Raw genomic sequence first — 26,970 nt, forward strand, 5'->3', positions numbered from 1 at the left:
ATTAACCTATGACTATTCTGCCACTTCCTCCGATTCCGATTCTTCGGCCGATTCTTCACCAGCAGGCGGCACTAAAGCCACAGCTACGATCGAATCATCCTCATCCAACCGCTGCACCCGCACGCCCGTTGCAGTTCGCGATTGCGTGGAAATTGCACTGACAGCCTGACGGATAATAATACCTCGGTTGGTAATGATCATCAACTCGTCATCTTCGTTGACAATTCGCAGCGCAGCTACGTAATCTGTAGCCTTTTTAGACTTGAATTTAGTAGCCGTCAATCCCTTGCCAGCCCGTCTTTGTAGGCGGAATTGAGAAACTGGAACCCGCTTGCCATAGCCGTTGGTGGTGATTACCAACACTGAAGGAACGTCGCTGCTACTTTTGGTAATTCCTTCGGCTTCTTCGCCTTCAATTTCCTCGGATTGCAGTTCTAATTCTTCATCTTCTAATTCCGCATCTTCAGTTTCTAGATCAGTAATTTCTGCTACTTCAAATTCCGAATCTTCAGTTTCTAACTGAGCAATATTAGCTCCCTCGAATTCCGAATCTTCAGTTTCCAATTCAGCAATCTCGGCCACAATTGAACTGGGCAATATGTCCATGCTGATCAACTCATCGCCCGATCGCAATTTCATCGATTTTACACCCCGCGTCGCGCGGCCGACAGGGCGCAACTGTTCGTGATTGGTGCGGAAATGAATTGCCATGCCTTGGCGCGTGCCGATGATGATGCTGTCGCCAACTTTTGCTCTCCGCACCCAGCGCAGTTGGTCGCCTTCTTCTAGAGAAATGGCGATTAATCCATTAGTGCGGATGTTGCCAAAAGCCGAAAGTGCGGTTTTCTTAATGTAGCCGCCGCGAGTCAACATGACCAAGTATTCTTCGCTGGTGAATTCTGTGACTGACACCATAGAAGTGATTTTTTCTTCTATAGGAATCGGCAGCAGTTGCACCACGGGAGTGCCGCGGGCAGTCCGGGAACAGACGGGAATTTGATAAGCTTTGACAGAGTAAACTACACCTCTGTCGCTGAAGAACAAAACGCTATCGTGATCGCAGCAGGAAAGGAAATGTTCTACTCCATCGTCTTCTTTCATTTTCGCGCCTGCTTTGCCGCGAGTAGCGCGACTTTGGGCCTCGAAAGTGCTGACAGGCATCCGCTTGATGTAGCCTTGCTCGGTGATCAGAATAATTGCTTGTTCGTTGGCAATTAAATCTCTTTCATCGATTTCTCCTTCGGCGTGTTCGATGACGCTGCGTCTAGGAGTGGCGATTTTGGTTTGGATTTCGACTGCTTCAAATTCGGCGATTTCTAAGATGCGTTCCCGGCGCGCTAAGATATCTTCCAAATCTTCGATTTTAGCTCGCAGTTCTTCGTGTTCTTGCTGAATCTTTTGTGCTTCTAATGCTGTCAAACGCCGGAGCTGCATTTGCAGAATTGCGTCTGATTGCTGTTCTGAAAGACCGTAATTATCCATCAATTCTTGTTTCGCTGCGGCGGAGTCGGCAGCGGCGCGAATTAGGTGAATAATTGCATCTAAGTTGTCTAGGGCAATTAATAAGCCTTGCAGAAGGTGGTCGCGTTCTTCTGCTTTGCGAAGCTCATATTGAGTCCGGCGAGTAATTGTCTCAATCCGGAAATCTAGGAAGACATTGAGGAATTGGGAGAGCGTAAGTAGTTGGGGTTCCCCATTTACTAGCGCTAACATATTGGCTCCAAAGTTGGCTTGGAGGGGTGTTTGTTTGTAGAGGTTGTTGAGGACGACGCGGGGATAGGCGTCGCGCTTGAGTTCGATCACGATCCGCATTCCGTCTCTATCGCTTTCGTCGCGAATGTCGGAAATTCCATCTAATCTTTTGTCGTTGACAAGTTCGGCAATTTTCTCAATTAGCGCTGCCTTGTTTGTTTGGTAAGGCAATTCGGTGATAATAATTGCTTCTTTGTCGGGGCGGCCGGGATGTTCGATGGTTTCAATGCCGGCGACTCCGCGCATTGTAATCGAACCGCGACCTGTGGTGTAAGCATCGCGAATGCCGCTTCTACCCAGAATTTGCCCTCCGGTGGGAAAGTCCGGGCCGGGGATGTACTGCATCAATTCCAGGTCAGTAATTGCTGGATTGTGGATTAGTGCTACTAAACCGTCAATTATTTCGCCTAAATTGTGCGGCGGAATGTTGGTTGCCATCCCTACAGCAATCCCGGAGGAACCGTTGAGCAAAATTTGGGGGATGCGTGCCGGGAGTACGAGGGGTTCTTGCTGGGAACCGTCGAAGTTGTCGCCGAAATCAACTGTTTCGGAGTCGATGTCGCGCAGCATGGAGTCGCTCGTCAAAGCTGTGAGGCGACATTCGGTGTACCGCATGGCAGCGGGCGGGTCGTTGTCAACGGAGCCGAAGTTGCCGTGGCCGTTGATCAGGCGTTCCCGCATGGAAAAATCCTGAGCCATCCGCACCAGGGCGTCATAAACCGCTGTATCTCCGTGCGGGTGATACTTGCCCAGCACCTCCCCCACGACGCGGGCGCATTTGCGGAAAGGTCGATCGGGAGTCAAGCCCAATTCGTTCATGGCGTAGAGAATGCGTCGGTGAACGGGCTTGAGACCGTCCCTGGCATCTGGTAGCGCCCGACCGACTATTACGCTCATGGCGTATTCCAAGTACGATCGGGACATCTCATTACCCAGATCCGTCGGGATTATCCGCGACTCAGAGGTGCTCATAGGTTGAAAAACTCCGTTAAAAATTTAAATTTGACGGCTATAAATCTCAAAAATGCGATAAAATCGGTTTGGATTCAGTAGAGCTGCCAAATATTGCAAATTACTCCTGAAATTATATCACAATTTGCCTTTGACTTTATGGGAAAGTTGCCAGAAAAATTAAGGAACGAAACAAGGACAATTGATACTTTGTCAGTTGGTGATTTGGTCAGCGGTTGGCAAAAGCTAGAAAGGTTTTTTTAGGCGGTCGGGTTTCATGCTTTGGTGAGTTTTTTTGAGGGCTATATAAAAAATTAAAATGGTGGCCCGATCGCAATTTTAATTTCACAAAACCGAAGGCCTTCTTAAAGCAAACTAAAAATCTAAAATCTAAAATCTAAAATCTAAAATCTGCCGATGCTACCCGTCATCTACTCCGAAGATTTTTTGCTGCACAAGACTGGAATGCTTCACCCAGAGCGACCAGAACGTTTAACGGCGATCGTCAATGCTCTGAAAGCTGCTCCTTGGGCGGCTCAAATTGAGTGGCAACTGCCTACCCCAGTGGCGCAGCGCGAAAAAACACTGTTCTCGGCTATCAAAAAAGTTCACTCACAAAGATACATCAAAGAAGTCGAACATTTGGCTCATCGGGGAGGCGGCTACCTCGACGGTGATACGCCGATTTCTGCTGAAAGTTACGACGTGGCGCTTCTAGCGGCGAGTGCTTGGCTCGATGGGGTCGATCGAGTGGTGGCTGCGGGGGAACCGGCTTTTGTGCTGGCAAGGCCGCCGGGACACCACGCCGAAAAAGCCCGCGCGATGGGTTTTTGCTTGTTTTCCAATGCTGCGATCGCTGCTCACTACGCCCTGGAACAGCCGGGAATCAACCGCGTCGCCGTCCTCGACTGGGACGTGCACCACGGCAACGGCACTCAATCTTTGGTGGAAAACTGCCGCCAAATTGCCTACTGTTCCCTGCACCAATCTCCGTGCTATCCGGGAACGGGAGATCCCGAGGAGCGCGGTGCCTACGAGAACGTGCTGAACATTCCCCTGTATCCGGGCGGTGGCATAGCTGAATACCTGAGCGCCTTTGAATCTCTTGTCGTGCCTTTTTTGTCCAAATTTGAACCGGATTTGTTGATTGTCAGCGCTGGTTATGACGCTACTGCGTCCGATCCGCTGGCGAGCATGACTCTGGCTCCCTCAGATTTCGGTACTTTCACCGGATACTGCCTGCAACTCACCCGTCGCATCGCCTTTGGATTGGAGGGGGGTTATGCGCTGAAAGATTTGGCCGAGTCGGTTGTGGCGACTATTGACCGATGCCTCAATTAGCTGGAAAATTGGCATAGGGAAAAATAAGGTTGAGAAGCGGTGAGGACGGGATGGAGAGTTTTTGAGGGCGATCCTCCTTGATGGTCTTTTTCCGTCGGACTTCTGACTCCTTCCTCCTGACTTCAGTGACAAACATCACAAATTGAATAGATCCAAGTCACTGGGCATCAAAGTCTTGGTCACAGATTTTTAACCAAAAAATCACACTGTGTCAATGTTTTCGATCGCCTTTGAAGTGACTTCCAGAGTGCATAATACAAATACAACAAGCCTGTTAAAATTTTATCTGTCTCAATCAACTAGGAGGTTTATCATGTCAGTATCCCAAATGACACTCGAAGAGTTATTTGGTCAGGTCATGTTCTCCAGCGTCGTGACTCGCCACGACCGGAGACAGCTCAGATCTGCACTCTTAGAAAGAACACTGAATGAAGATGAGTATGCCATCATCAACCGACTGCTGTACAACGTGCGCCGCGGTTGGGTAAAAATTGTCGATTAAAGACATGGCAGCGGCTCCCTGTAGGGGAGTTAATACCATTTTCGATTTTCGATTAAAGAATTGGTAATGACTGATAAATATCGGGGTTGAGAACACGGAAATACTGTTACATTTTCTGTGGAACTCATTACAAGTATAACTTGCCACTTAGGGAAGTTTTTTGTGTTTCATACTTGGTTCGAGACTGTGATGTATTTGACCAGAGTGTTAATTATGATCAAAATCTAGCTACACATCAGCCTATAGGTAGAGATAATTATAAAATGACAGGTTTCCGGTGCATCTCTACTTGTTGAAAACTTGTGAGTTTTGAGTAGTTAACTGAAAAGTTATAATTGACTCAAAACTCATAATTTTTTGGAGTTGAGATGGGAGATTCGAGAGTGGAAAAAGTGATGAATATCAGGGTTGAAAACCGCTATAAAGTTAATATTTATTAAACTGATATTAAGAATCAAAACTATAAGCAGTTTCCGGTTGAGGAGGAGTGTGCGATCGTTACAAGCACACCGAGTCGCATTGGTCGATCGACGATTCCGGCAATTTGAGCCCGGAAGTGTCAAAATATTAACAACCAGTTCATCCCCAAAATATATGGCTCCCGCCGTTTTAATTGAAAATCTTCAGAAACGCTACGGCACTGTAGAAGCCGTTAAAGATGTTTCCTTCAAGGTAGAACCGGGGGAAATATTTGGTTTGCTAGGCCCCAACGGTGCAGGCAAAACCACAACCCTGCGGGTACTTTGTACTTTGAGTGCGCCTGATAGCGGACGCATTGAAGTGTCTGGCATTTCTGCTGTCAGTCAGCCGAGAATGGCCAGACAAAAACTCGGCTACGTCGCCCAAGAAGTTGCTCTCGATAAGGTGTTGACGGGGCGGGAACTCCTGCAACTGCAAGCAGCGCTTTACCATTTGCCACGCAATACGATTAAAGGGCGGATTGACGAAATGGTGAAACTCCTCGGTTTGGAGGAGTGGGAAAATAAAAAGACGGGCACTTATTCCGGCGGTATCCGCAAACGCCTTGACTTAGCTGCTGGGTTGCTGCACCAGCCGGATGTTTTGGTGTTAGACGAACCGACTGTCGGGCTGGATATTGAAAGCCGGGTGGTAGTGTGGGATTTCCTGCGCCGGTTGCGGGAGGAAGGTACGACGGTTTTGATTACGAGTCACTATCTCGAAGAAGTTGACGCTTTGGCCGATCGCGTGGCGATTATTGACAAGGGTACGGTAATTGCTGAGGGCACGCCGGAGGAGTTGAAAAATCGGGTTGGGGGCGATCGGGTGACTCTGCGGATTCGGGAGTTTTCGCCGATCGAAGAAGCCGAAAAAGCTAAAACTCTGATGCAATCGCTGCCTTTTGTGCAGGAAGTAATTGTCAATACCGCTCAAGGAAATTCTCTGAATTTAGTAGTAACACCGCAAAGCGATGCGCTGGTGACTATTCAGCAAGCTTTAAAAAATGCGGGATTGCCTACTTTTGGGATTGCTCAATCTCGGCCGAGTTTGGATGATGTGTATTTGGCTGCGACGGGTAAGACGCTGTTGGATGCGGAGTTGGCTGCTGCTAGCAACCGCGATTTGAAGGCGGAGCAAAAACAGGCGATGCGATCGTAATTTGAAGGAAGAGGGAAGTTCGGCAACGAATGTTGTAACGGATGTAACGGATATAAGGAAGAGGGAAGAAGGAAGAGAAAACCTTCTTCCTTCTGCTATATAATCTTAAGAGGAGAGTGCTGGGGGAGTGACAAAGAGGTCTACGAGATAGACTGTATAAGGGTTGCGGTCCGCATACCTTGTTGATAAAAAAGGCCTTTAGAAGGAGTTAACTTCATTAACTGTTCTACCTCGTCAGAATATTGTTCTAGATAATTGACCCACTTTTCTCCATCTAAACCAACACCAAATGTACTCCGTCTGCGGTATCTTTTTTTAGAGTTTGCTGAATAATCGCTCGCCAACTAAGAACAGGAGCGATCGATATATTCAAGCAGAGTTAAATATAAGTTTTTTCTGTATCGAGTCCCCCTATTTATAATTGGGGATTATCTTCAACCCAAAAACAGGTGTTCTTTTTCCAAATAGACATAAAAACACACAAAAAAGCCGACGCCACCAGGTAGCAAGCTTCATTACCAAAAAACTAATTGCAATAACTGTACCAGATGTATTATCAAGTTTTGCCATCACTCGATTGAGACCGAATCTTCGTTTCCGCAAGCCCCAAACTTGCCCTCAATTGCATTTCTAATCCTCTCATCTTCCAATGCTTGCTTCTTTTTTGATTTACTCACATTTGCTGGGGGTCTTCCTAGAGGGGGTCCAGGCTCGCCTAATTCCTCTTTCTTTGCACCACGCTCGGTTTGAGCTTGTACGATAAATGCGCTCTGCATGAACTGACTCTGGATAATATCCTGTAAATCTATAATAAGCTTCTACTTGTGCTTTTAAGTCCCCTGATTCATTAAAGTTATCCCGGCTCATCCGGTCTAAAAATACATATCCTTCAAAACAACTGGCTGATAGTTTGGCTCGCCTCTCTACGCTTTTCCCGGCTTTTCCTCTGACTATAGGACGAATATGGGGTTGACTTAAACTTACTATTCTCTCCGATATACTCTGTTTATCGTTGTCAAATAACCACTGTTGTTGGCGATCGACTTCTGTGAGGACTAGCAAAGTTTTATATTGCTTTTTATTCAGACCTTTTAGGGTCGCACCTAAATCGATTAGCTGTTCAATATGAGAAGCGTTTCTTTTGATGTACTGAAGTTGTTTTTTAATTGCCTGTCTTCTTTTGTTTCGGGTGGATCGTCTTTACGAAAGCTACTGCTAAGTAATCTTTTCGGGCGAGATTACGGTAGGTTCTTAATTTTTTAGTGGTTTTTTATTTAATTTGTTTGTACAGAATGTCGAGGATTTTTTATGTATGAACTCGGGCTTCGTTTAATAGTCCTAATTCTGTCGGATAACTAATTTCGGCTGGGGCCGAGGGAGCATCTACGATCAACTTACCGCGATTGGGTGACTCATTTTTGGCCTCCGAATCCTTTTTTTTTCGGGTTTGACGCTCCGTGATGGAGCGGATTTTTTCAACCATTCGTTCGTTGATTTTATTAATTAGCTTCTGACTAATTTTTTGGCGAAAATGAACTAATAGAGATGGGTCAAATGGTAGCTCGTTACTGTAGCTTGATTGACAAATAAAGCATTGTAGATAGGGGTTTTCACGGCTCTGTTATACTCTTGGACGATCGCTAATTCCGAGTTTTTCTTTGATGATTAATGCCCCCAACTCCATCCGAAAGGATTTGGCCGGTGCCCCTATTTCTGTGGGGAAGTTTTTAGCACATTCTGCTTCAAATTCTGACCACGGGATAAGTTCGACCATTTTTACCCAACGGTTAAGGAGTAACAATTTTCCACAGGAGGGGAGTTCAAAGTCGGAAGGTGAGTGGGTAGCAAGATCAGCTTTTCTGTACACGAGCGCAGGTGGTGATGCACGGGTTTTGACCTATTTTACCTGTTTATCTTTCACTTTTTTCTCGCTCGCGCTATCGAAACCCAGACCACGCAATATGCGCTCGATTATTCAGCAAGCCCTATATAAACTTGCCGTCGTCAAAGACATTCTGTCCGCCGAGTTTTTTGAGCAAGCTATCAAAGCGAGGGTTAATCCTGGTGTGCAGACCCCATCTTTAATACCCCTGGTTTAGACCTGAATCCTTACGTTTGTTCTAGATACAGCTTTGGAATATGTCTACCCGCTTCCCAATTTTTCACAGTGGTTACACTCACGTCCAATTCATCCGTAACTTGCTGCTGCGTCAATTAGCAGCCTATGCTGGTCTAACTCAAGCGCGATCGCACTTCTTAAACTTCAGTTAAAGGCAGAACTCGTTTGTCTTGTATTGGAAACGTCCGACGAAAAAAGGCGTTGTATCTGCAGGAGGTAGTGGCGATGCCCTGCAACCGGTTACTAAAAGCGACTCGCTGTGCGATTATGGGTTCGTGGAAAGGTCAAAATGCAGGTGATTGAAGCAATGATATCGGAAGTTGCTGCATTTGGCTTTTGGGATTTTAAAATCCCAAAAGCCTTTCGATCCTAATTATTTGAACGCTACCCCTTGACAGGTCAAGACAGTATCTACAAAATAAATAGATCAACCTTGCAAAACTTCAATTAAAGCATCGCCCATTGCCCGACAGCCGACGAGTTTCATGCCTTCCGACATGATATCACCAGTGCGATAACCTCGATCCAAAACTTCTACAACTGCTTGCTCGATTTTATTAGCAGCTTCCGGCTGATTTAAGGCGTAACGTAACATCATTGCCGCACTCAAAACTTGGGCGATGGGATTGGCTTTATCTTGTCCGGCGATGTCGGGTGCGGAACCGTGCACGGGTTCAAAAACTCCCGGCCCGCTTGCTCCCAAACTAGCAGAAGGCAGCATTCCAATACTACCAGTTAGCATCGCCGCCGCATCGGAAAGAATGTCGCCGAATAAATTGCCGGTGACAATTGTATCGAACTGTTTGGGCCAGCGAATTAACTGCATTGCTGCATTGTCAACGTAGAGGTGAGAAAGTTCGACATCCGGGTATTCTGAAGAAAGGGCAATAATACGATCGCGCCACAGTTGCGAAACATCCAAAACATTCGCTTTATCAACGGAACACAGCCTTTTTCCCCGCTTCCTAGCCGTCTCAAAAGCGACTCGCCCGATTCTGTCAATTTCCGACTCGGTGTAAGCCATCGTATTAACACCGCGTTTTTCGCCTGTTTCCGTCTCAAAAATACCTTTCGGTTTGCCGAAATAAATGCCGCCTGTGAGTTCGCGGATGACCATAATATCTACGCCTTCGACAACTTCTCGTTTCAAACTAGAAGCATCAACCAACTGCGGTAAAATAGTTGCCGGACGCAAATTTGCAAACAATCCCAATCCGGCGCGCAGTCCTAATAATCCCGTTTCCGGCCGCTGTTCGCGGGGCAAATTATCCCACTTGTAACCGCCAATTGCTGCTAACAATACTGCATCGCAGTTGCGGCATTTTTCCAGTGTTTCTTCGGGCAGCGGATTGCCTGTTGCGTCAATAGCAGCACCACCCATTAAAGCTTCTTGAAATTTAAAGCCGATGTCCAATTGTTGACCGACAAGTTTCAGGACATCTACCGCCACAGCGATAATTTCAGGGCCGATGCCGTCTCCTGGTAAAAGAGTGATGCGGTAGTTTTGAGTCATATCTACTAAGTTGAGAAATTTTTGCGAGCTTATCATTGTATCAGGACAAGTCAGCTAAAAATTCATTCTCGATCTCTTAGTCCGCAGAGACAGACTTCGTTTGACTCGATGCAGCGGTTTCAACAGCCGATTGATAAAGACGATAACTTAATCTATAACTAACAATAGTTCGATCGCACGCACGTACAAAAAAATCGGCAAGGAGTCGCACCAGTGGCAGAGGGCGAAGGCATACCAACATCAGCACAGATTGATTCTAGGGACTATTCTTGGGCCTTCTGGCCAGTCGTCCCCCTCTATCCCTACAGCAAGCGGCGCACCATCCGCAAGGAAATAGTTAAAGATACAATCTGGACTTTTGACCAACTACAAGGCATTTTTTACGTTGTCGTTCCGATTAGGATGACAGTAATTAAACTAGAACCCGAAGGCCTTCTCGTCTACGCCCCCGTGGCACCGACTCCTGAGTGCATCCGCTTGGTAAAAGAGTTAGTAGCAGAGCACGGCGAGGTGAAGTACATCCTGCTGACAACGGTTTCCGGCATCGAGCACAAAGTTTTTGTCGGCCCCTTTGCGAGGTGTTTTCCCGAAGCGCAGGTGTTTGTCGCCCCGCAGCAGTGGAGTTTTCCCGTGAATTTGCCGCTGAGTTGGCTGGGTTTGCCCGCCAAACGCACCTCTGTACTGCCCCAAGACAGCAGCAACACGCCGTTAGCCGATCAATTTGACTGGGCAATTCTCGGCCCCCTCGACCTCGGTTTGGGCAGATTTGCTGAAGTTGCGTTATTTCACAGGCGATCGCGCACGCTGATGCTAACAGATTCCGTGGTTTCCATTCCCGAAAATCCGCCCGCGATCGTCCAACTCGACTCGTACCCGCTGCTGTTTCACGCCAAAGACAGCGCCTCGGACACGGTGGCAGACACCCACGAAAATCGGCGTAAAGGCTGGCAGAGAATCGCCTTATTTGCCATGTATTTTAGCCCCAGCGTGCTGGAAGTGCCGCCGTGGTCGGAGGTATTTGCCAGCGCGCGCCTCGCGCCAGAACGCTCTAGGAAAGCTTATTTCGGGTTGTATCCGTTCAAGTGGAAAACTGATTGGGTGCGATCGTTTGAGGCTTTGCGGGGAGGAGGGCGGTTGTTTGTCGCGCCGATTTTGCAGACATTGATTCTCAACCGCGCGCCGCGGGAAACTCTCGATTGGGTGGATAAAGTGGCGAGTTGGGACTTTCAAAGGATTGTACCTTGTCACTTCGATAGTGCGATCGACTCCCGGCCGCGCGAATTTCGGCAAGCATTCTCATTTCTGGAAAAACACTCGCCTGTTAATTCCTTACCCCAAGACGATTTTAAATTGCTCAGGCAGATTGATGCCGGTTTGAATAAAACAGGTTTAGTACCGCCTGCGAAAGAGAAGGTTTAATCTTACATCTTGCACCATTGTTAAGAACAGGACAGTCTCCCCTAACTTGAGCCAGAAGTAAAACCCAATCCAATTCAACAATAGCTATGGCTTCACTAACCAAGAAAGTTCGCACATCACCCCTCCCTTGGGCAAAGATTCTCGTCGAAACTGTCCCCCCAATCGTTGAGCCAAAATTTGAGAGTGTTTTGTTCCCTGTTGTCCTTGTTCGGGTTTAAGTCCAGGGCCATTGTCTTGCACCTTGAGAACATATTGCCCCTGGTGATGTTCTCCCGTCACGACAATTCGAGTTGTTCCAAGAGCGTGTTTCCCCACGTTACATAAAGCTTCCTCTAACCACAAACAGAAATCCCGCTTTCTCTCCAAGGTGAGGTTAGTTTGCTCGATGGGGGCGAAATTCCGCACTTTGACTTGAATGGTCTGGAAATAAGGCAAATTGCGCTTCAAAGTAATGGCATAAACTTCATACAATAAATTATGCAGGGGGCGGTTGAGATCGATACAAGTGCCTTCCCCCAGACGGAGAGTTTGTTCGGAATTAGGGGGTTCTAGGCTGGTTAAAACGGCTGCTGAGTGTTGCTCTGAATCCGCTTCATCGGTGAGACTGCGCCCCACTGCCCGGATCTCTGCATTCAGGCTATGCAAGCGTTGGAACAATTGTTGAGATGGCATCTGTTCTTGCTGCATATCCCGCAGGAGGAGAGCTAAGGTTTGCAAAGGGCCATTGTGGATTTGCGTGAAGGCTTGTTCCATTGCCTGCTGACGAATCGCCTGTCGCTCGACAATTTGAGCATAGTATTGGAGACGCTCGGTATATAAGCCCTGGACGATATCTTGGACGCGGTTATAAAACAGAATCAGGAGAATTTGTATCCCCATTGTTGGGCCGAGGGAGATGAATAAATCTAAGCCTCGCGAAGTGTGAAGTTCTGATGGGTGCAGCAGCAAATAGGTGAGAATTGGGGCAGCGATCGCAATCCAAGCGATGAGAGTTGCAATAACCAATTGCTGGCGGCGACGCAGGGCGATCAGCATCACCAGCGTCAACACGAACAACGCTGGTGTTACGGGGGGCAGACTACCTACGAGGGTGGTGTCCGATGAGACGATCGCTTGTAGGGTATATAACCAACTGGGAACCACTACGAACAGTACCCCTGCTAATAAAGCCAGATTTATCACTTGTTGCAAGCTCTCTGGTTTTTTGTAGAGACGAATCAGTAAAATCAGGCAGGCGATCGCCAACAACGGAGGTGTAATTAGATAAATGGTACGAGGGTGTGGTTGCAGTCGGTGCAGAAATGTAGCAATAGTTGCGCCAATCGTCGCCAAACTCAACATTGCTAGCACGACTCGGCGCTTTAAAATTAAAATATTGTATGGCTCATTAACCGTAGACATTGCTTGTTTAATCAATTAATCCAATTTTACGGGCACGAATTTGGGTTTGTGCCCGCATATTTTTACCTTCTTCCGGGTAGATTGAGAGTGCATCCTGAATCTTAGACCAATAGTGGCGAATCATCCGTTCGGACTTGTGCATAGTTTGGGCGATCGCTTTATCCTGAAGTCCCTCCTCAAAAGCGAGTCGCATTACCTCCAACCATTCGGGTTTCACTTCCAAGTCGGTTTGCAGGTCTTTGGTATGGGTTAACCCTTGCATAGCCCACTCCATCCGGGTCAGGAAGGTATCTATTGGCACGCTTTTGTCTGCGATCGTAAATCCTCCCTGATGATTGTCAATTTCCGGTATGATGCGAACCAATGCCTTGACGTTACTGCTTTGCACCATCAGGTTTAGCTGGCGATAATCCTGCATCAAGACCTTGAGCAACCCCAATCCCTGCTCAACATTGGCAGCCGTTCCTGATATCTCTGGAAGGGACAAATCCACGATCGCCAGGTCAGGCAAATGCTTTCTCACTTCGGTTAGAGCGTCCTGGACGGTTTGGCAAGAGCGGATTTTTGCCCTAGGAAAGCGATCGCCAACCAGACTAATCGTTCCATTGAGAAGCAGGCGATGGTCATCAACAATCAGAATCTCTAGTTGCTGTTCTTGGGTGGAGTTATGGGACATTACCTATACCTGACGCAACAATTCGATCTTACGCCCGCGAGAGACGCTTCCAGCCGCTAGCAATTAATCCTGGAAAGGCGAGGCCCTATCAGCTCATTACCGAAAACTGCAATGCTGATGACCGAAAATACCAACTCCACTTGTCTGAAACTACCAATGCTTTTGCCTGCCTAGTTTTTCGATACTGGAATCATCAAAGAAAACACACATCGATTTCAGGAAATAAAACGATGAAAGCTTACAACACCTTAAGCAAAGGTAGTAACAATAGTGACGTTAAATACCTGCAAGAACAACTCAATCTTTTCTACCACAGCTCTATTAGTGTTGATGGCTACTTCGGCGATATTACTGAAGAATACGTCAAGAAATTTCAAGCCGATTGCTGCCTAAAAGTTGATGGCATAGTTGCGTCACCAACTTGGAGTTACCTCGACGCCATTGTCCCTTATTCCCAGAAGCAGCACTCAACCTTGAGCCAAAGCTCTAGCAACAATTCTTCGGAAGTGAAATATCTACAGGCGCGGCTCAATCAAGCCAAAAGACAAGGGAAATCAGGGACAATGACGATTGCTGTAGATGGCAACTTTGGCAATACAACCGCGACGCGAGTGAAACAATTTCAATCCGATTTCCATTTAAGTGCTGATGGCATTGTTGGCAATAATACCTGGACAATTCTAGAAGACGCGCTCTTAAAAAGCTAACACGGGTGATAAAGCAATTACTAATGCCTAGCCAGGGTGAAGTCTGATTAGACTTCACCGGACAAAATTCTTATGTTTTGTAAAATTCAATCAAGATGATGAAAAGACGAACATTTCTATCAGCAACAGGTTTGACAGGAGCTGCGCTACTTGGGTCTCAGCTTCTGAATAAATCAGACACTCCGGCAATTGCACAAACATCGGGATATAAAAAGCCTAATATCCTTGTGATTGTCGTAGACCAACTACGCACTCCCCAATGGTTTCCAGCACAAGCCACTCTCGACAAATATCTACCCGCGATCGCGAAATTGCGAAAGAGTTCAGTCAACTTCACGCGGTACTATACAGCAGCAACAGCCTGCACGGCGGCTCGCGGCACATTGGTAACAGGTTTATACTCCCAGCAAACATTTGTGATGGATACGCATTTGAATGAGGGTGGTGAGAGTAGTAGCATACTCTTTCCAGCGCCAGCGCCAAGTCTTAATCCTGGCTTTCCTACCTGGGGAAAACTGTTGCGAGACAACTTTGGTTACAGTACGTGGTGGTTCGGTAAATGGCATTTATCCACCGGAAATTCCCTGGAACCCTACGGATTTAGTGGAGGAACTTATCCTTCCCCCAATGGTAATCCCGGAGAAGGTTTAGAAGTAGACCCTTATATTGTCAAAGGCGGTACGCCTCCTCAAGGGATTCAAGCCACCGCACAGTTCGCCGAGTGGCTCAATTCCAACAATGCCAAAAATACTCCTTGGTGTACGACCATCAGCTTAATCAACCCCCATGACATTTCTTGGTACCCCCAAGGGACGAAGGACATACCCGCAGAAAGCAACCCGCCAAGTGTCTTCAAAGATAGAATTCCCAACTTTGAAAACCCCATCGGCTTAGCGAAAAAGCCCCGCTTGCAAGAAGCATTCCGCCGAGCAGGAAACTTAGGGGCTGGCTACTTACCGCCAAAATTCGGAGAACCCTGGCTGAAACTGTTGGATTCATACCTACTATTCCAACAATTTGTGGACGCTGAAATCGGGAAAGCACTTGATATGTTAGAAAAATCCCCATTTGCCCAAAATACGATCGTCGTGTTTACCTCAGACCACGGCGAGTATGGCGGTTCTCACGGGTTGCGCGGTAAAAGTGCTGGTGTTTATGAAGAATCAATTAACGTTCCTCTTTACATCAAAGACCCAACTAAACAGTGGGTTTCCACCCCAGGAACAGAACGGACACAACTTTGCTCTAGCGTAGATGTTGTTCCCTTGTTACTTACCCTCGCTAGTGGAGATAATAGATGGCGTACCCAACGGGCATTTTCACATTTAAAGACGCGCTTGGATATTGCCCAAATCCTGCGCCAACCAAATGCGTCCGGTCGCCCTTACATTCTTCATACGACAGATGAACTGATCTTAGATTTGTTGGGCGCTTTGCTACTCGCCGGCGATGCTCCAAATCATGTGATTGGATATCGCACAGACAAAGCGAAACTAGGAGCTTATAACTTCTGGCGTTCTGGCACCATCGATATTCAAACCAAAGGTATGGAAGCAGAACTTTACAACTACAGTACAGCTAGAGGAAAGCAGGAATTAGATAACGTCAGGAACTCTGAACTTAGATTGTACTCTCAACTGGTGAGCCATCTCTTTAACGACGCTATTCCCAATGAGTTGCGTAAACCTCTACCTACACCCGAACTGCAAGCCGTGCAACAACAAGCCTTAAAAGACTATTTGTCCTTCGCCGACCAGACAACCCGGACAAAAAGCAGGCTGGATAAAACAGATGAACAACTCCTGGCGTTAAATGCTGCAATTGCTAATTTGTAGCTTCGCGCCACATAGAGCGAAAATTTTTGGGGTACCTGAAATCGGCGGTGCGGTATAAAAACCCCATGCCTGATTCCGAAGCCACTGTTAAACCACATCAATTTTCGCTTTAAGCACTGATGGAATTGTTAGGAATAATACCTAGTCAGTTCTAGAAAAAGCACTCCGGAAAAGTTAATAAGGCTGACTTAGCAATTCCTAACTTAAGCCAGGTGAAGTCTGGTTAGACTTCACCTTTTTTTTGATGAACCAGGGAAGGAGGAAGACTAATGGATAAGATAACTCTTGTGTCCAGCCTAATTATGTTTGGTACAGCGGGATTAATTGCGTGCGTTGTCTATCATGGACTTTATTGGTGGCGACGAATGCGTTGTTTGGAACAACAACTGCTAACACAGCAACAGTTAATAGAGCTGCTTGAGGCAGAAATTCACAATGGTGCCTTACAAAGGCTGGCGTTCTTGATCAGAGAGCTTCAGATTCATGAGTTGTCCCAACAAGAGTTACTCCAGCATTTACGCTCTGTTTATCAAGATGTTCAGGCTGCTCTTTCTGCTGACAAATCCCACTAATTTAAAAGGGCTTTAACAGCCATTCTCTGTTGAATTGCGTAGATTGGCTCATAGACATTCGGTGTCAGGATTCAGGTCAGAGGGTATTGACAAGTGTGACATTCTCGGCGGAATATTACAACAATTATGCAAAAAAACCTCCCTCTTGAACTAGACCGTGAAATCCTGATACAGTTGGCTCCGGAACAACTGGTGGAAATCATTGTCTTTCAGGCGAGCGTCACAATTAAACTAAACTCCAGAATTTTAGAGCTAGAACAAGAAATAGGAAAACTCAAGGCGAGTAGAGGGAAAAGGTTGAAATATCAACCTCAAATCCTGTAGGGTTTATTCGTTTAAACAAATCGCGCTTGACGAGTTAAGCTATTATCCAGGACATAAGCTAACTAACACTCGACAAAAAGGCGGCTATTCAAAACTGGATAATCATTTTTTGCTACCCCTTTGAGGATATCTTTGACAATCTTGGGAAAGTGATTTACAATCATTATTAATAAATAGTTTTTCATCTTTAGCCCAATTTTAACAGATATTGGGCAAATTTTATCACTTATTTATTCACTTTCAACACTTCTGGGTGGCTCGATGATTTGTGGTAAAATCAACCAAGGGCTTATAGCCCCAATATCCCGTACAACTGCCTAATAAAATTATTGTTAGTATCAGCCATAAAGGATGTCTGAATTCCTCTCGGTTGTCGATGGTCGGGAACAGATTTAATTGCTTCAATTAAATTGATTGTTGATGCACTCCATGACTTGATAGTCTTACAAGTTCCAAGTACCCGATCGCCTCTTCTATAATACATTGCTCCTGCGACCATTAATCCACCCTACTTCTTAAGGGCGATTCAGGGGGATCGAGACTTGGATATAAACGAGAGAAATAGAGGGGTGTAGTCTTAAGTTGAGACGCTTTGAACACTGCCCTGTCCCTACTAAATCAATTTACGAATTTCTTAACTTAAACTCATCAAACTTCACCACTTCCGAATCTGGTTTCCGCGTATCAAAATAGTAACTGCTAACCGTACCCTCCCCCGTATCAAAAATAGTAAAAGCCGTAATATCGTTGCTATCAATATATGGCAGCGGCCGCCCGTCTTCTCCCAACAAAGGCGCAAGAGTCGGCACCACCGGTTCCAACCCATTCGGGTCTCCAATAGCGCTGTAATCTTCCCGATATGCCGGCGGCACAAATCGGCGCTTTTCCCCCACAAAAGCACCGTAACTGTTGCCCACATTAGAAGTCTCCAAAAAGTGTATTCCGCTGGAACTTACAAACCGATTCCACAAGTGCGAATGTCCGTAAAATACCAACTGCACCCCCGCTGTTTCTAGTAGTGGCACTACATCCCGAATCAGATAATCTTGCTGTTTAGGATACTCGTAACGCACCATTTTAATCTCGCCATCGAGAGCGCGATCGACTATTTGCACTGGATCAGTATAAGCAGGTACAATATTGTCACCCAGAGAATGTGGCGGGTAGTGAAACATCACAATTTTATATTTTGCCTGCTGGAATTCCGCACTCTTTAACTCTTGTTGCAGCCAAGTATATTGAGCGCTGCCATTGACAATAGGCTCAAAAATATGCTGTCCGTATCCCCATTTTTCGGGATTATTAAAATCTGCGTCCCGTTCGCGATACCTGCCTCTCGCACCCGGATCTAAATTCGGAGTCCGCCAGATATTCGCAACGTATAAAGTCACTAACCGCACGTCACCAAAAGTCACAGCATAGTAATTTTTGCCTCCAGGTAAATTGAAAATATCGTCATAGGTATCGCTATTAAAACTATTGTTTTTTAGCCATATTTCCCGCACTGAAGGGTCATTATTAGGATTCAAAGAGGCAGCACGTTGAGCGTATATTTTCTCGGCAGCAGCGCGGGAAAAAGGATCATTAAATTGGTCATAGAGTGTGCTGTTGGTTGCAAAGCGACCCATGATTTCGTGATTGCCAATGGCGGGGAATAAAGGCGCGTGTTGGATCAGTTCGCCGCCGCTGTAAACGGTTTTGATGCCGTTTTTGTCGAGTTCGGAAAATGCGCGACCTTGCAGCGCGGGAAAGAAGGCGCGGCCTTGGTAGTCGTCAAACCATTCAGAAGCGCGATCGGGTATATTAATTAAATCCCCAGCCATGAAAACCGCGTCAACTCTCCCAATTGTTTCGGCTACTTTCTGGAGATTTGCTGCTGTCATAGGCATCAATTGATGGTCGGAAGTGAGGAGGATTTTGAGCGGCCTTCCTGCTGCTGGTGTCGGAGAAAGAGTGAAAACTTTGCTGCTGACAGATGCGCCGTCTTTCCTTTCGCTAGTGACTCGATAAGGAATGCGAGCACCGGGTATTAAATTGGAAACTTCTGCTTCGTGGCGCCAGATGTCGCGGACAATTGGATTGCTGTCAATGATGCTTTGTTTCATTTCATCGGAAATGCGCGAGTCTTTGTCTTCGCGAGTGCGGCTTAGCTTGGTAGTATTTGCCGTCACAACTTGATTCAAATTTTCGCCGTAAGCAACAGTGTTGCGAGTCCCAGCAAACTCGGTGAACCAGACAACTCGCACCGAGTTTGCTTTTGGGACTTGCAAAAACGGATCGGTTAAAAGCTGAGGTTCGTTGAGGTTAGATGGCATCATGAAACCTAGCAATAGGACAATCAACATCAAAACAGCAAACAACCAGGGATTGCGAGAATAACCTTTGGGATTTCCTACTTGGTTGGGCAATGGTGTTAACATAATTCATTAGTCATTAGTGTGTAAGGGCGGGTTTCACCAGCAAAACAGAACTCCCCACCCAAATACATATAAACCCGCGCCACCAATTTTAAATTTTAAACTACCAACGTTATCAAAAAGTTAAGAAATTAGTAAAATATCTCACATCTAACAAACTTTAACCATTTTTTCATATTTTCTGATCTCTCCATTCTCTTTCTCTGCGCCCTCTGCGCCCTCTGTGGTTCAGTAAAAAAAATTCTCAAAAATGATTGAGACTTGCGATATAACATTCTTAACACGCTTCCTTCAATCTCAAATCTCAAATCTAAAATCCAAAATCCCATGACTCGCCACCTTCTCAAAGCCAACTGCAAAACCGTACACTTGGGCGGTTTTTCTCCGAATATCGAACCTGCTTTAAGGGTAGATTCCGGCGATCGCATCGACATCGAAACCTATTCAGGATATTATGTTGCTGACAAGGCCCCGCCGGAATTTCTCACCCCCGAATTTTTAGATATTTGTCAGAATTTTCCTCCCCACCGCAAAGTTGGCCCAGGGCCCCACTTGCTGACAGGCCCAATTTATGTTAACAATGCCGAACCGGGAGACGTTTTAAAAATTCACATTGAGGATGTTTACCCAAGTTTGCCAGTAGGATTTAATGCAATTCGCGCCGGATGGGGAGCTTTGCCTGAGTATTTTCCCGAACCTAAATTGCGGTTTATTCCGCTAGATTTAGAGCAAAAAACTGCTGAATTTCCCCCAGGTAGCCGCCTTGGGATTCCTCTGCATCCTTTTTTTGGAATTATCGGCGTCGCCAATGCCGAAATCAACCGTTCTTCTATTCCTCCAGAGCGCTACGGCGGCAATATGGACAATCAGGAACTCCAAGCAGGAACGCGGTTATTTTTACCTGTTTTTCTGCGCGGCGGTTTACTGTCGATAGGCGATGGACATTCGGCACAAGGAGACGGTGAAGTTGACGGTACTGCTATAGAAACTTCGATGAACGGGACTATTCAAATCATCTTACGCAAGGATTTTATTTTGATGTTTCCGTTTGCAGAAACGCCCACTCATATTGTAATTATGGGATTCGGTATAACATTAGATGAAGCGTTTGAGATGGCGGTCAAACAGACGGTTTCTTGGTTGCAAAAGTTTGCAGGTTTCAAAGAAGAAGAGGCTTATGTTTTGTGTTCAATCGCGGTAAATTTTCGGATTACGCAGGCTGTCAACAATCCCCAAAAAGGAGTTCACGGAATGATGCCCAAGTGTATTTTGCCCGAAGTGAAAATTATTGGTCACGGAGTTTGAGGTGAAATGATAACACGCGATCGCCAAAAAAATTAGGATCGCGATCGCACAAACGACACAAATTTGTCACTGCTGTGGTCGATCTGGATCGCGATCCTGTTGACAATTAAGCTTAAAATGAGATAAGTTACCAGTTCTACCTAAATCGAACTCAACATGAAAAACCAGACTGACAATGTTGCCAAAAAAGATTTAGTCGATCGAGCTTTTGGGAGTGCAGAAATACCAGATCCGACAGCGTGGGTGCACGAACATTATTTTCTGGCTAATTTCGCCCATACTCTGGCCCACATCCAAGAACATATGTCTGAAGACAGTTGCGAAATCGGCGAGAATGGTGATGCGGGCGAGGGGATATTATCGATCGATGCCAAAATTAGAGATATGTTGAGAGCTACTTTTAGCGACGACGGCTGGCAATATGTCGAAAGTTTATTGTGAGTTTGGTACAATCCCTAAGTATTCGTACCTTCATAAGTTGAGCTCGTAAATGATACCACTTTCACAAAAGAATGCAACTGTAGCCGGGTAATCTAAACCCTTAGATCGTTCGTTATCCCCAATTTTTTAATCTCAAATATCAAATCTCAAATAATATCACTTTCCTCCCCCAAGACAGACTCGCAATTCAGACTGCCTGCGTGCATTTCCACCCCCATTTGAAGTAAATTGGACTATTGTGATGTAGGATACTTTAGATGGGGGGGAAATTACTGTCGCTAGGAAATTCGATCGATCGCAAAAACGCGGCACTTTCTTCGGGCAAAGCAGTATTGATAAACATCCCGCTGCCCAACTCAAACCCAGCTTGCTTCGTCACTCTGGGAATAATTGCGATATACCAGTGAAAGTATTTTGTTGCCCGTTGAGCGATCGGCACCGATCGAATATTATAATTGTAATCGGGATTGTTCAATCCGTAATAAAACTTAGCCAGTACAGTTTTCAAAGTATAAGCAAGATCGGTAAGTTCCGCATCAGTAATTTCATCAAACGAAGAGGAATGCCGGCGCGGAAAAATCCAAGTGTGAAACGGTGAAAGTGCAGCGTAAGGGATAAAAGCCACAAAATGTTCACTCTCACAAATCACTCTTTCCTTCGCCGCTAATTCATCTTCCAAAGTGCGGCAAAACAGACATTCTCCCGTGTCGTCAAAATATCTAATAGCTTCGTCGATCCGGCTGCGAAATTGACTGGGTACCACGGGTGTCGCTGCTATCTGCGAGTGGGGGTGTTCGAGAGAAGTTCCGGCAGTTTCCCCGTGATTTTTGAAGATAATAATTGTTTCAATGTGGGGATTTTTTCTAATTTCTACATACCGCTGGCGGTATACTAAAAGTATGTTTGCAACTTCTTCAACACTCAACAAAGCTGTCGTCAAATCGTGTCGCGGGTGTTCGACAATTACCTCGTGAACGCCGATTCCCGCCATAGTGCGGTGAATTCCCGATGATATCCTCATCCATTCTGCTGTCGGGGAGAGGGCGGGATATTTGTTATAAATTGCCCTGACTTTCCAGCCTGTGCGATCGCCCAAACGGCAAGTTTCTAAGGTTCCGTCTTCCTCATTTCCCACACAAAAGGGGCAATCGGCACGGTGCGGTGGCACTACGGCAGCCCACTTTTTTTTGTTTGCGAATTGATCCGGTCTTGTCGCCCGTTCGGTGGCTATGATTACCCAATCTCTGGTAATTAGATTTTGTCTAAGTTCAGACATTTTCTTACCTTCAGTTTCCGGGTCAAATTGTCTCTTATTTTAGATACATGATTTGTGATTTGTCATCGCTTTTTTGTAAAATCTTAATAAATCTTGACTTTTAAATTTCCGGCTTGTAGTCGGCTAGATACCCGAATTATTCAATAATTCTGGTGTCTAAAGTGGGTAAAGCTAATAGCAGTTTGAACAAGTGAAAAAGAATCGTAAAATCGTTGCTAAATTCAAATCATCCGCGTGGATCAGGGGTTAAAATTTCTCACCAAGCCATTTCCTCCCCCTCGCCAACAACTCGTCCAAACTTTCGATCGGCCAAAACCGCACCTTTCCATCCTCCGAACCTGTTATTAAAGACTTCCCGTCCCGACTAAAACAAACACTATAAATCGGGCTTTTCAACTCCACAAAATCTACTTCACCTTTGAGCAAATTGCCTTTATAGCCGCTAAAGTCTGCAAGTAAATTCCCCTGCAAGTCCCACAATTTGGCTGTGCCGTCTTGTGATGCAGTGGCGATCGTATCTCCTTTGGGGCTAAAACTGACACTTCTTACCGAGTCATTATGTCCGCTGAAAGTCACCAAGCAGTTGCCCTGCAAGTCCCACAATTTGGCTGTTTTGTCAGATGAGGCAGTAGCGATCGTATCCCCTGTCGGGCTAAAACTGACACTCCATACCGAGTCATTATGTCCGGTGAATGTTACCTTGCAGTTGCCTTGCAAGTCCCACAATTTGGCTGTTTTGTCAGATGAGGCAGTAGCGATCGCATCCCCTGTGGGGCTAAAACTGACATTTGTTACCGAGTTATTATGTCCGGTGAATGTTACCAAGCAGTTACCCAGCAAGTCCCACAATTTGGCGGTTTTGTCATTTGAGGCAGTGGCGATCCTATCTCCTGTGGGGCTAAAACTGACATTTGTTACCGAGTTATTATGTGCGGTGAATGTTACCTTGCAGTTGCCCCGCAAGTCCCACAATTTGGCAGTTTTGTCAGATGAGGCAGTAGCGATCCTATCTTTTGTGGGGCTAAAACTGACACTTGTTACCGAATAATTATGTCCGGTGAATGTTACCAAGCTGTTGCCTTGCAAGTCCCACAATTTCGCAGTTTTGTCAAATGAGGCAGTAGCGATCGCATCCCCTGTGGGGCTAAAACTGACACTTGTTACCGAATAATTATGTCCGGTGAATGTTACCAAGCTGTTGCTTTGCAAGTCCCACAATTTGGCAGTTTTGTCAGATGAGGCAGTAGCGATCGCATCTCCTGTGGGGCTAAAACTGACACTTCTTACCCAGTCCTTATGTCCGGTGAATGTTACCAAGCAGTTGCCCTGCAAGTCCCACAATTTCTCGGTTTTGTCATGTGAGGCAGTAGCGATCCTATCTCCTGTGGGGCTAAAACTGACACTTGTTACCCAGTCATTATGTGCGGTGAATGTTACCAAGCAGTTGCCCTGCAAGTCCCACAATTTCGCGGTTTTGTCAGATGAGGCAGTAGCGATCGCATCCCCTGTGGGGCTAAAACTGACACTTGTTACCGAGTCATTATGTCCGGTGAATGTTACCAAGCTGTTGCCTTGCAAGTCCCACAATTTGGCAGTTTTGTCAGATGAGGCAGTAGCGATCGCATCTCCAGTCGGGCTAAAATAGACACTTCTTACCCAGTCCTTATGTCCGGTGAATGTTACCAAGCTGTTGCCCTGCAAGTCCCACAATTTCGCGGTTTTGTCATGTGAGGCAGTAGCGATCGCATCTCCAGTCGGGCTAAAATAGACACTATTTACCGAGTCATTATGTCCAACAAACTGGCGTCGTTCGCGGATTTTAGCAAGAATCTTCTGCAAAACTAACAGAGAATTGGTAACGGGATATTCGGAAAGCGGGGGATTCTTTGGTATCCACTTTTTTAAATCTTCTCCTGCTTTGATAGCTGCCCGCAAGGCTTCTATTTGCTGTCCCTCCGACTGAAAAAGATTTAACGCCATGCGTCCAGCTTCTTCGATTTTGAAAACTTCCCTGAATTGTTTACGGAATTCTCTTAATGATTCATTACTTTTCTTCAGTTCTTGCCGTTCATCAGCTTGACAGGCATCTAAAAAATCATTATCCTCATCGCTTAAACGTTTCCCCACTTTCCACTGCAACGCATCATCCAACGCTTTGCCGCGCAACAGTCGGGAAGTATCTTGACGATTGGAGGCGATCCAAGCGGCGAAGTTTTCCTGGTACGGGCGGAGTTTTGCTAATTCTTGCTGTACCCAATCGAGGTTAAAAATAGCTGCGTATATGGGGTTATAAACTTGTAGATATCCGTTGCGTTTGACGACCAATCCTGAGAGTTGTAACTCCATTTGGTCGGGAATGTTATCAGCGGCCACCCCCCCCAGCCCCCCCTTGCTAAGGGGGGGAGTAAGATTGTTTTTTTTCTCCTTTGCTAAGGGAGAATTAGTGCTATCTTTCGCCATACTTAGTAACGGGGGAGCGGTGCTATCTTTCCCCCCCCTTAGCAAGGGGGGGTTAGGGGGGGTAATAATTTGCTGATAGATGCCGAGGAGTTTGCTGGTACGCTGTTGGTTGCTGAGGATGCGATCGCGAATTGTTCCGAGGTGTTCGGGATTGTCGTTTTCTTCCCAATTGTTAATAATGTAAGCTTGTACCAGTTCTGCCATGTCAGGATTGCTGGTTTCTGCTTGTTCTAGGACAATTTTACAAAGTTTTTGAGTCAAAAAAGGCTGTCCGCCCGTCCAGTCTAAAATCTCATTTAAAACCTGAATGGGACGATCGACTTTTCCTTCTAAGCCTTTCGCTAAAGGTGCAGCTTGTTCCTGAGTAAAACCTTTTAATTCAATAGCTTGACCGATATTAAAGGGGGTGCGCTTTTTATCTTGAATCAAATCTGAAGGTGTTGCCACGCCCAACAGACAAAAAGTGATGCGATTGTAGTCTGCATTTTGGGTACGGCGATTGTAGCAGCTTCTGATAAAAGCAAATAGATCGTCTGCCGAAAAATTTAAACTGAGAACGCTATCTATTTCATCAATAAAAATAACTATTTTTTCGGGAAATTGCGACAGCATCACGGATTCAATAAACTCCCGAAATCTACGCAAGGGAGACAGCCAATTTCGTTCCTGCAACCAGCTTTTTAAATTAACATCAAGGTCTAATTCATAAGCAAAAGTATCAAGTATATTAGCATACCACTGTTCGGGATGCTCTAACTTCGTTTCGTCGCCAGACAACTCAATAAAAACCGATCGAATGCCTGCGATTCGCAGTTGCTTGATAGTTTGAAGCGCTAAGCTAGACTTACCTATTTTGCGAGAATTGAAAACATAACAAAATTTGCCTTGCAGCAACGCTTGATAAAGCTGACTATCAGCTTCTCGCGTTACATAGGTTTCGGTATCTTCTGGGAGAGTTGATTCAGCTATATATTGATAAGTCATAGACGCACCGAGAAATATTGACGGTACAAATCGCAGCGGGGAAAACAATCATTATGTTCCACTCGCACCAATCCCATACTTTCTAACTTAAATGTTTGATGAGTTTCCAGCCTCATCGGTTGATTTTTAGTTACGACTTCTCGGTAAACGTTTGCCAGTTCGGGACAGAGTTTGAGCTTGCCTAAAAGTTCTCGCAAGTGATTAATAAAGGGACTTTCTTCAGTAGGTGAAATTTCCAAAAGCTTAGTCAGAGAAGATTGAGGTGTTTGCAGGTAAGCAAAAGCAGTTTGCACCAGATAAGGATAACCACCAAACATTAGCATAAGTTGTTGAATTTCGTCTGAGCTCAGCCAATTGTGTCGATACTGCCCCGCTAACTGCTGCACTTTTTCCGGGGTAAAATCTGGCAAAGGTACAGTCAACCCAACACCGGCCAAAGGGGATGAGTTGATATCAAGAGAACTGTAAACTTCTGTAGCGTGAACAACAATTAACCGGATTTTTTGCCAGATTGCACTGCGGCGATCATTCCTTTTAGCTGCATCATTCCACGCGCGCAGTAAGCGACAAAAATCAACATTAAAAGTAGCTTCCTCAAAAACCAGGTCTACTTTTTCTAATACCAGTACCAAAGGTTGAGAAAAATGTTTGAATAAATACCTTTCTAAATATTTATTGACGTTATGGTTAATACCTAAAGATTCATCCCAATATTCCACTAATTTATTCTCCAACTCCAGTAAGTCGCCCAGAGTAACACACAACCACTGCAATAATTTCCGGTAATCCCCCAAAACTTCACTATCAGCTTCCTCAAAACTGAGGAGTGCAGTTTTGTAACCTTCTTGCGACGCGCGATCGAGAATTTTATCCACCAGTAAAGTCTTGCCCATTTTTTGAGGAGCTTTAATCCGAATGAGCGCTCCCTTTTCTAAAATTTTATCATAACATTTATCTTCGCAATGGCGCTCTACATAGTAGAATTTAACTTGTTCTGGATTGTCAGGGTAACTTTCACAACTTGCTTTTGATTTATCGCTAACTAATTCAGGTTTATACTGGACAAATAGCGGGTTTAATTCATCACGCTGTCGGCAACGTTCGCCCTCTTCATTTTTAAAACCAAATAATTTGCAGATATTTGAAATATGGTGTCTGACACTTGATTCTGTGATGTATAAAGATTTACCGATATCTTCGTCTGACTTCCCTTGCAAAAACAGCTTTAGTACCTCATGCTGTTTGGGTGTTAGCCCTGTTGGATAAATGGTGTCAAACTCTTTTTGATTCATGCTCCGCATACCTGCCTTAACACTTTACCTACCACTCTTACTAATTTACCACAGGTGTCAGCTTCA

General features: G+C 45.7%; 19 protein-coding genes and 2 pseudogenes. 10 read left to right on the top strand and 11 right to left on the bottom strand.

The annotated features are described in order from the left end of the window. Nucleotides 1–12: 12 nt before the first annotated feature. Nucleotides 13–2,724 (bottom strand): DNA gyrase subunit A, encoded by a 2,712-nt coding sequence (gyrA, locus tag QUA23_RS14105; protein WP_333074967.1) that lies wholly within the window; start codon nucleotides 2,722–2,724, stop codon nucleotides 13–15. A gap of 396 nt (nucleotides 2,725–3,120) precedes the next feature. Here gyrA and QUA23_RS14110 point away from each other — a divergent pair, with 396 nt between their 5' ends. The 3 genes from QUA23_RS14110 to QUA23_RS14120 all read left to right on the top strand — a co-directional run bounded on the left by QUA23_RS14110 (nucleotide 3,121) and on the right by QUA23_RS14120 (nucleotide 6,163). Then, a complete protein-coding gene (locus QUA23_RS14110) occupies nucleotides 3,121–4,044 on the top strand; it encodes a histone deacetylase (protein WP_333074968.1) in 924 nt (307 codons plus the stop codon). Nucleotides 4,045–4,357: 313 nt separating this feature from the next. After that, on the top strand, nucleotides 4,358–4,546 hold the full coding sequence (locus QUA23_RS14115) for a hypothetical protein (protein WP_015175516.1): 189 nt from the start codon (nucleotides 4,358–4,360) through the stop codon (nucleotides 4,544–4,546). Between the two features lie 594 nt (nucleotides 4,547–5,140). Next, a complete protein-coding gene (locus QUA23_RS14120) occupies nucleotides 5,141–6,163 on the top strand; it encodes an ATP-binding cassette domain-containing protein (protein WP_333074969.1) in 1,023 nt (340 codons plus the stop codon). A 411-nt stretch (nucleotides 6,164–6,574) separates the two neighbouring features. Here QUA23_RS14120 and QUA23_RS14125 read toward each other — a convergent pair. The 3 genes and pseudogenes from QUA23_RS14125 to leuB all read right to left on the bottom strand — a co-directional run bounded on the left by QUA23_RS14125 (nucleotide 6,575) and on the right by leuB (nucleotide 9,795). Beyond that, nucleotides 6,575–8,030 (bottom strand): annotated as a pseudogene (locus QUA23_RS14125) (IS5 family transposase). A 242-nt stretch (nucleotides 8,031–8,272) separates the two neighbouring features. Next, a complete protein-coding gene (locus QUA23_RS31055) occupies nucleotides 8,273–8,344 on the bottom strand; it encodes a hypothetical protein (RefSeq protein ID WP_445243496.1) in 72 nt (23 codons plus the stop codon). A 365-nt stretch (nucleotides 8,345–8,709) separates the two neighbouring features. Next, a complete protein-coding gene (gene leuB, locus QUA23_RS14135; protein ID WP_333075038.1) occupies nucleotides 8,710–9,795 on the bottom strand; it encodes a 3-isopropylmalate dehydrogenase in 1,086 nt (361 codons plus the stop codon). A gap of 213 nt (nucleotides 9,796–10,008) precedes the next feature. Here leuB and QUA23_RS14140 point away from each other — a divergent pair, with 213 nt between their 5' ends. Further along, nucleotides 10,009–11,214, top strand: a complete 1,206-nt coding sequence (locus tag QUA23_RS14140) for a DUF4336 domain-containing protein (protein WP_333074971.1) — start codon at nucleotides 10,009–10,011, stop codon at nucleotides 11,212–11,214. 84 nt (nucleotides 11,215–11,298) lie between these two features. Here the strand turns inward: QUA23_RS14140 and QUA23_RS14145 are convergent, their stop codons facing one another. Together QUA23_RS14145 and QUA23_RS14150 are read right to left on the bottom strand one after the other, a co-directional pair. After that, on the bottom strand, nucleotides 11,299–12,615 hold the full coding sequence (locus QUA23_RS14145) for a hypothetical protein (protein WP_333074972.1): 1,317 nt from the start codon (nucleotides 12,613–12,615) through the stop codon (nucleotides 11,299–11,301). 7 nt (nucleotides 12,616–12,622) lie between these two features. Next, nucleotides 12,623–13,291 (bottom strand): response regulator transcription factor, encoded by a 669-nt coding sequence (locus tag QUA23_RS14150; RefSeq protein WP_333074974.1) that lies wholly within the window; start codon nucleotides 13,289–13,291, stop codon nucleotides 12,623–12,625. Between the two features lie 230 nt (nucleotides 13,292–13,521). Between QUA23_RS14150 and QUA23_RS14155 the strand changes: the two genes are divergently transcribed. The 4 genes from QUA23_RS14155 (at nucleotide 13,522) to QUA23_RS14170 (ending at nucleotide 16,729) form a co-directional block, all read left to right on the top strand. Then, on the top strand, nucleotides 13,522–13,998 hold the full coding sequence (locus QUA23_RS14155; protein ID WP_333074975.1) for a peptidoglycan-binding protein: 477 nt from the start codon (nucleotides 13,522–13,524) through the stop codon (nucleotides 13,996–13,998). A gap of 95 nt (nucleotides 13,999–14,093) precedes the next feature. Further along, nucleotides 14,094–15,833 carry a sulfatase-like hydrolase/transferase gene (locus tag QUA23_RS14160; RefSeq protein ID WP_333074976.1) on the top strand — a complete coding sequence of 580 codons (1,740 nt, stop codon included), beginning with the start codon at nucleotides 14,094–14,096 and terminating at the stop codon, nucleotides 15,831–15,833. A 269-nt stretch (nucleotides 15,834–16,102) separates the two neighbouring features. After that, on the top strand, nucleotides 16,103–16,405 hold the full coding sequence (locus QUA23_RS14165; protein WP_333074977.1) for a hypothetical protein: 303 nt from the start codon (nucleotides 16,103–16,105) through the stop codon (nucleotides 16,403–16,405). A 126-nt stretch (nucleotides 16,406–16,531) separates the two neighbouring features. Continuing rightward, entirely contained in the window at nucleotides 16,532–16,729 is a 198-nt protein-coding gene (locus tag QUA23_RS14170) for a hypothetical protein (protein WP_333075039.1), read from the top strand. Here QUA23_RS14170 and QUA23_RS14175 read toward each other — a convergent pair. Together QUA23_RS14175 and QUA23_RS14180 are read right to left on the bottom strand one after the other, a co-directional pair. After that, nucleotides 16,695–16,893 (bottom strand): annotated as a pseudogene (locus QUA23_RS14175) (IS4-like element ISAva3 family transposase); the annotation flags it as partial. The gene QUA23_RS14170 and the pseudogene QUA23_RS14175 overlap by 35 nt on opposite strands. Before the next feature lie 459 nt (nucleotides 16,894–17,352). Next, nucleotides 17,353–19,149 carry a metallophosphoesterase family protein gene (locus tag QUA23_RS14180; protein ID WP_333074978.1) on the bottom strand — a complete coding sequence of 599 codons (1,797 nt, stop codon included), beginning with the start codon at nucleotides 19,147–19,149 and terminating at the stop codon, nucleotides 17,353–17,355. 324 nt (nucleotides 19,150–19,473) lie between these two features. Between QUA23_RS14180 and QUA23_RS14185 the strand changes: the two genes are divergently transcribed. Together QUA23_RS14185 and QUA23_RS14190 are read left to right on the top strand one after the other, a co-directional pair. Next, nucleotides 19,474–20,451: an acetamidase/formamidase family protein gene (locus QUA23_RS14185; protein ID WP_333074979.1), complete on the top strand. Its 978-nt coding sequence runs from the start codon at nucleotides 19,474–19,476 to the stop codon at nucleotides 20,449–20,451. A 156-nt stretch (nucleotides 20,452–20,607) separates the two neighbouring features. After that, nucleotides 20,608–20,892, top strand: coding sequence for a hypothetical protein (locus QUA23_RS14190; protein WP_333074981.1), 285 nt, complete (start codon nucleotides 20,608–20,610; stop codon nucleotides 20,890–20,892). Between the two features lie 253 nt (nucleotides 20,893–21,145). Here QUA23_RS14190 and galT read toward each other — a convergent pair whose 3' ends face one another. The 3 genes from galT to QUA23_RS14205 form a co-directional block, all read right to left on the bottom strand. Next, the gene (galT, locus tag QUA23_RS14195; protein ID WP_333074983.1) at nucleotides 21,146–22,168 is read right to left on the bottom strand and encodes a galactose-1-phosphate uridylyltransferase; all 1,023 of its coding nucleotides are present in this window, start codon (nucleotides 22,166–22,168) and stop codon (nucleotides 21,146–21,148) included. A 246-nt stretch (nucleotides 22,169–22,414) separates the two neighbouring features. Beyond that, the gene (locus QUA23_RS14200) at nucleotides 22,415–25,612 is read right to left on the bottom strand and encodes a WD40 domain-containing protein (RefSeq protein WP_333110409.1); all 3,198 of its coding nucleotides are present in this window, start codon (nucleotides 25,610–25,612) and stop codon (nucleotides 22,415–22,417) included. Further along, on the bottom strand, nucleotides 25,609–26,904 hold the full coding sequence (locus QUA23_RS14205; RefSeq protein WP_333074989.1) for an AAA-like domain-containing protein: 1,296 nt from the start codon (nucleotides 26,902–26,904) through the stop codon (nucleotides 25,609–25,611). Before QUA23_RS14205 ends, QUA23_RS14200 begins: the two co-directional genes overlap by 4 nt. Nucleotides 26,905–26,970 lie beyond the last annotated feature (66 nt).

The organism is Microcoleus sp. Pol1C5 (genome assembly GCF_036701115.1).
Lineage (GTDB): Bacteria > Cyanobacteriota > Cyanobacteriia > Cyanobacteriales > Microcoleaceae > Microcoleus.

What these genes read in the sequence shown, in the direction of transcription:
- QUA23_RS14185 (WP_333074979.1), top strand. Translation starts at nt 19,474, where the DNA reads ATGACTCGCCACCTTCTCAAAGCCAACTGCAAAACCGTACACTTGGGC.
- QUA23_RS14155 (WP_333074975.1), top strand. Translation starts at nt 13,522, where the DNA reads ATGAAAGCTTACAACACCTTAAGCAAAGGTAGTAACAATAGTGACGTT.
- QUA23_RS14110 (WP_333074968.1), top strand. Translation starts at nt 3,121, where the DNA reads ATGCTACCCGTCATCTACTCCGAAGATTTTTTGCTGCACAAGACTGGA.
- QUA23_RS14200 (WP_333110409.1), bottom strand. Translation starts at nt 25,612, where the DNA reads ATGACTTATCAATATATAGCTGAATCAACTCTCCCAGAAGATACCGAA.
- leuB (WP_333075038.1), bottom strand. Translation starts at nt 9,795, where the DNA reads ATGACTCAAAACTACCGCATCACTCTTTTACCAGGAGACGGCATCGGC.
- QUA23_RS14115 (WP_015175516.1), top strand. Translation starts at nt 4,358, where the DNA reads ATGTCAGTATCCCAAATGACACTCGAAGAGTTATTTGGTCAGGTCATG.
- QUA23_RS14145 (WP_333074972.1), bottom strand. Translation starts at nt 12,615, where the DNA reads ATGTCTACGGTTAATGAGCCATACAATATTTTAATTTTAAAGCGCCGA.
- QUA23_RS14120 (WP_333074969.1), top strand. Translation starts at nt 5,141, where the DNA reads ATGGCTCCCGCCGTTTTAATTGAAAATCTTCAGAAACGCTACGGCACT.
- gyrA (WP_333074967.1), bottom strand. Translation starts at nt 2,724, where the DNA reads ATGAGCACCTCTGAGTCGCGGATAATCCCGACGGATCTGGGTAATGAG.
- QUA23_RS14205 (WP_333074989.1), bottom strand. Translation starts at nt 26,904, where the DNA reads ATGAATCAAAAAGAGTTTGACACCATTTATCCAACAGGGCTAACACCC.
- QUA23_RS14180 (WP_333074978.1), bottom strand. Translation starts at nt 19,149, where the DNA reads ATGTTAACACCATTGCCCAACCAAGTAGGAAATCCCAAAGGTTATTCT.
- QUA23_RS14165 (WP_333074977.1), top strand. Translation starts at nt 16,103, where the DNA reads ATGGATAAGATAACTCTTGTGTCCAGCCTAATTATGTTTGGTACAGCG.
- QUA23_RS14160 (WP_333074976.1), top strand. Translation starts at nt 14,094, where the DNA reads ATGATGAAAAGACGAACATTTCTATCAGCAACAGGTTTGACAGGAGCT.
- galT (WP_333074983.1), bottom strand. Translation starts at nt 22,168, where the DNA reads ATGTCTGAACTTAGACAAAATCTAATTACCAGAGATTGGGTAATCATA.
- QUA23_RS14190 (WP_333074981.1), top strand. Translation starts at nt 20,608, where the DNA reads ATGAAAAACCAGACTGACAATGTTGCCAAAAAAGATTTAGTCGATCGA.
- QUA23_RS14170 (WP_333075039.1), top strand. Translation starts at nt 16,532, where the DNA reads ATGCAAAAAAACCTCCCTCTTGAACTAGACCGTGAAATCCTGATACAG.
- QUA23_RS14150 (WP_333074974.1), bottom strand. Translation starts at nt 13,291, where the DNA reads ATGTCCCATAACTCCACCCAAGAACAGCAACTAGAGATTCTGATTGTT.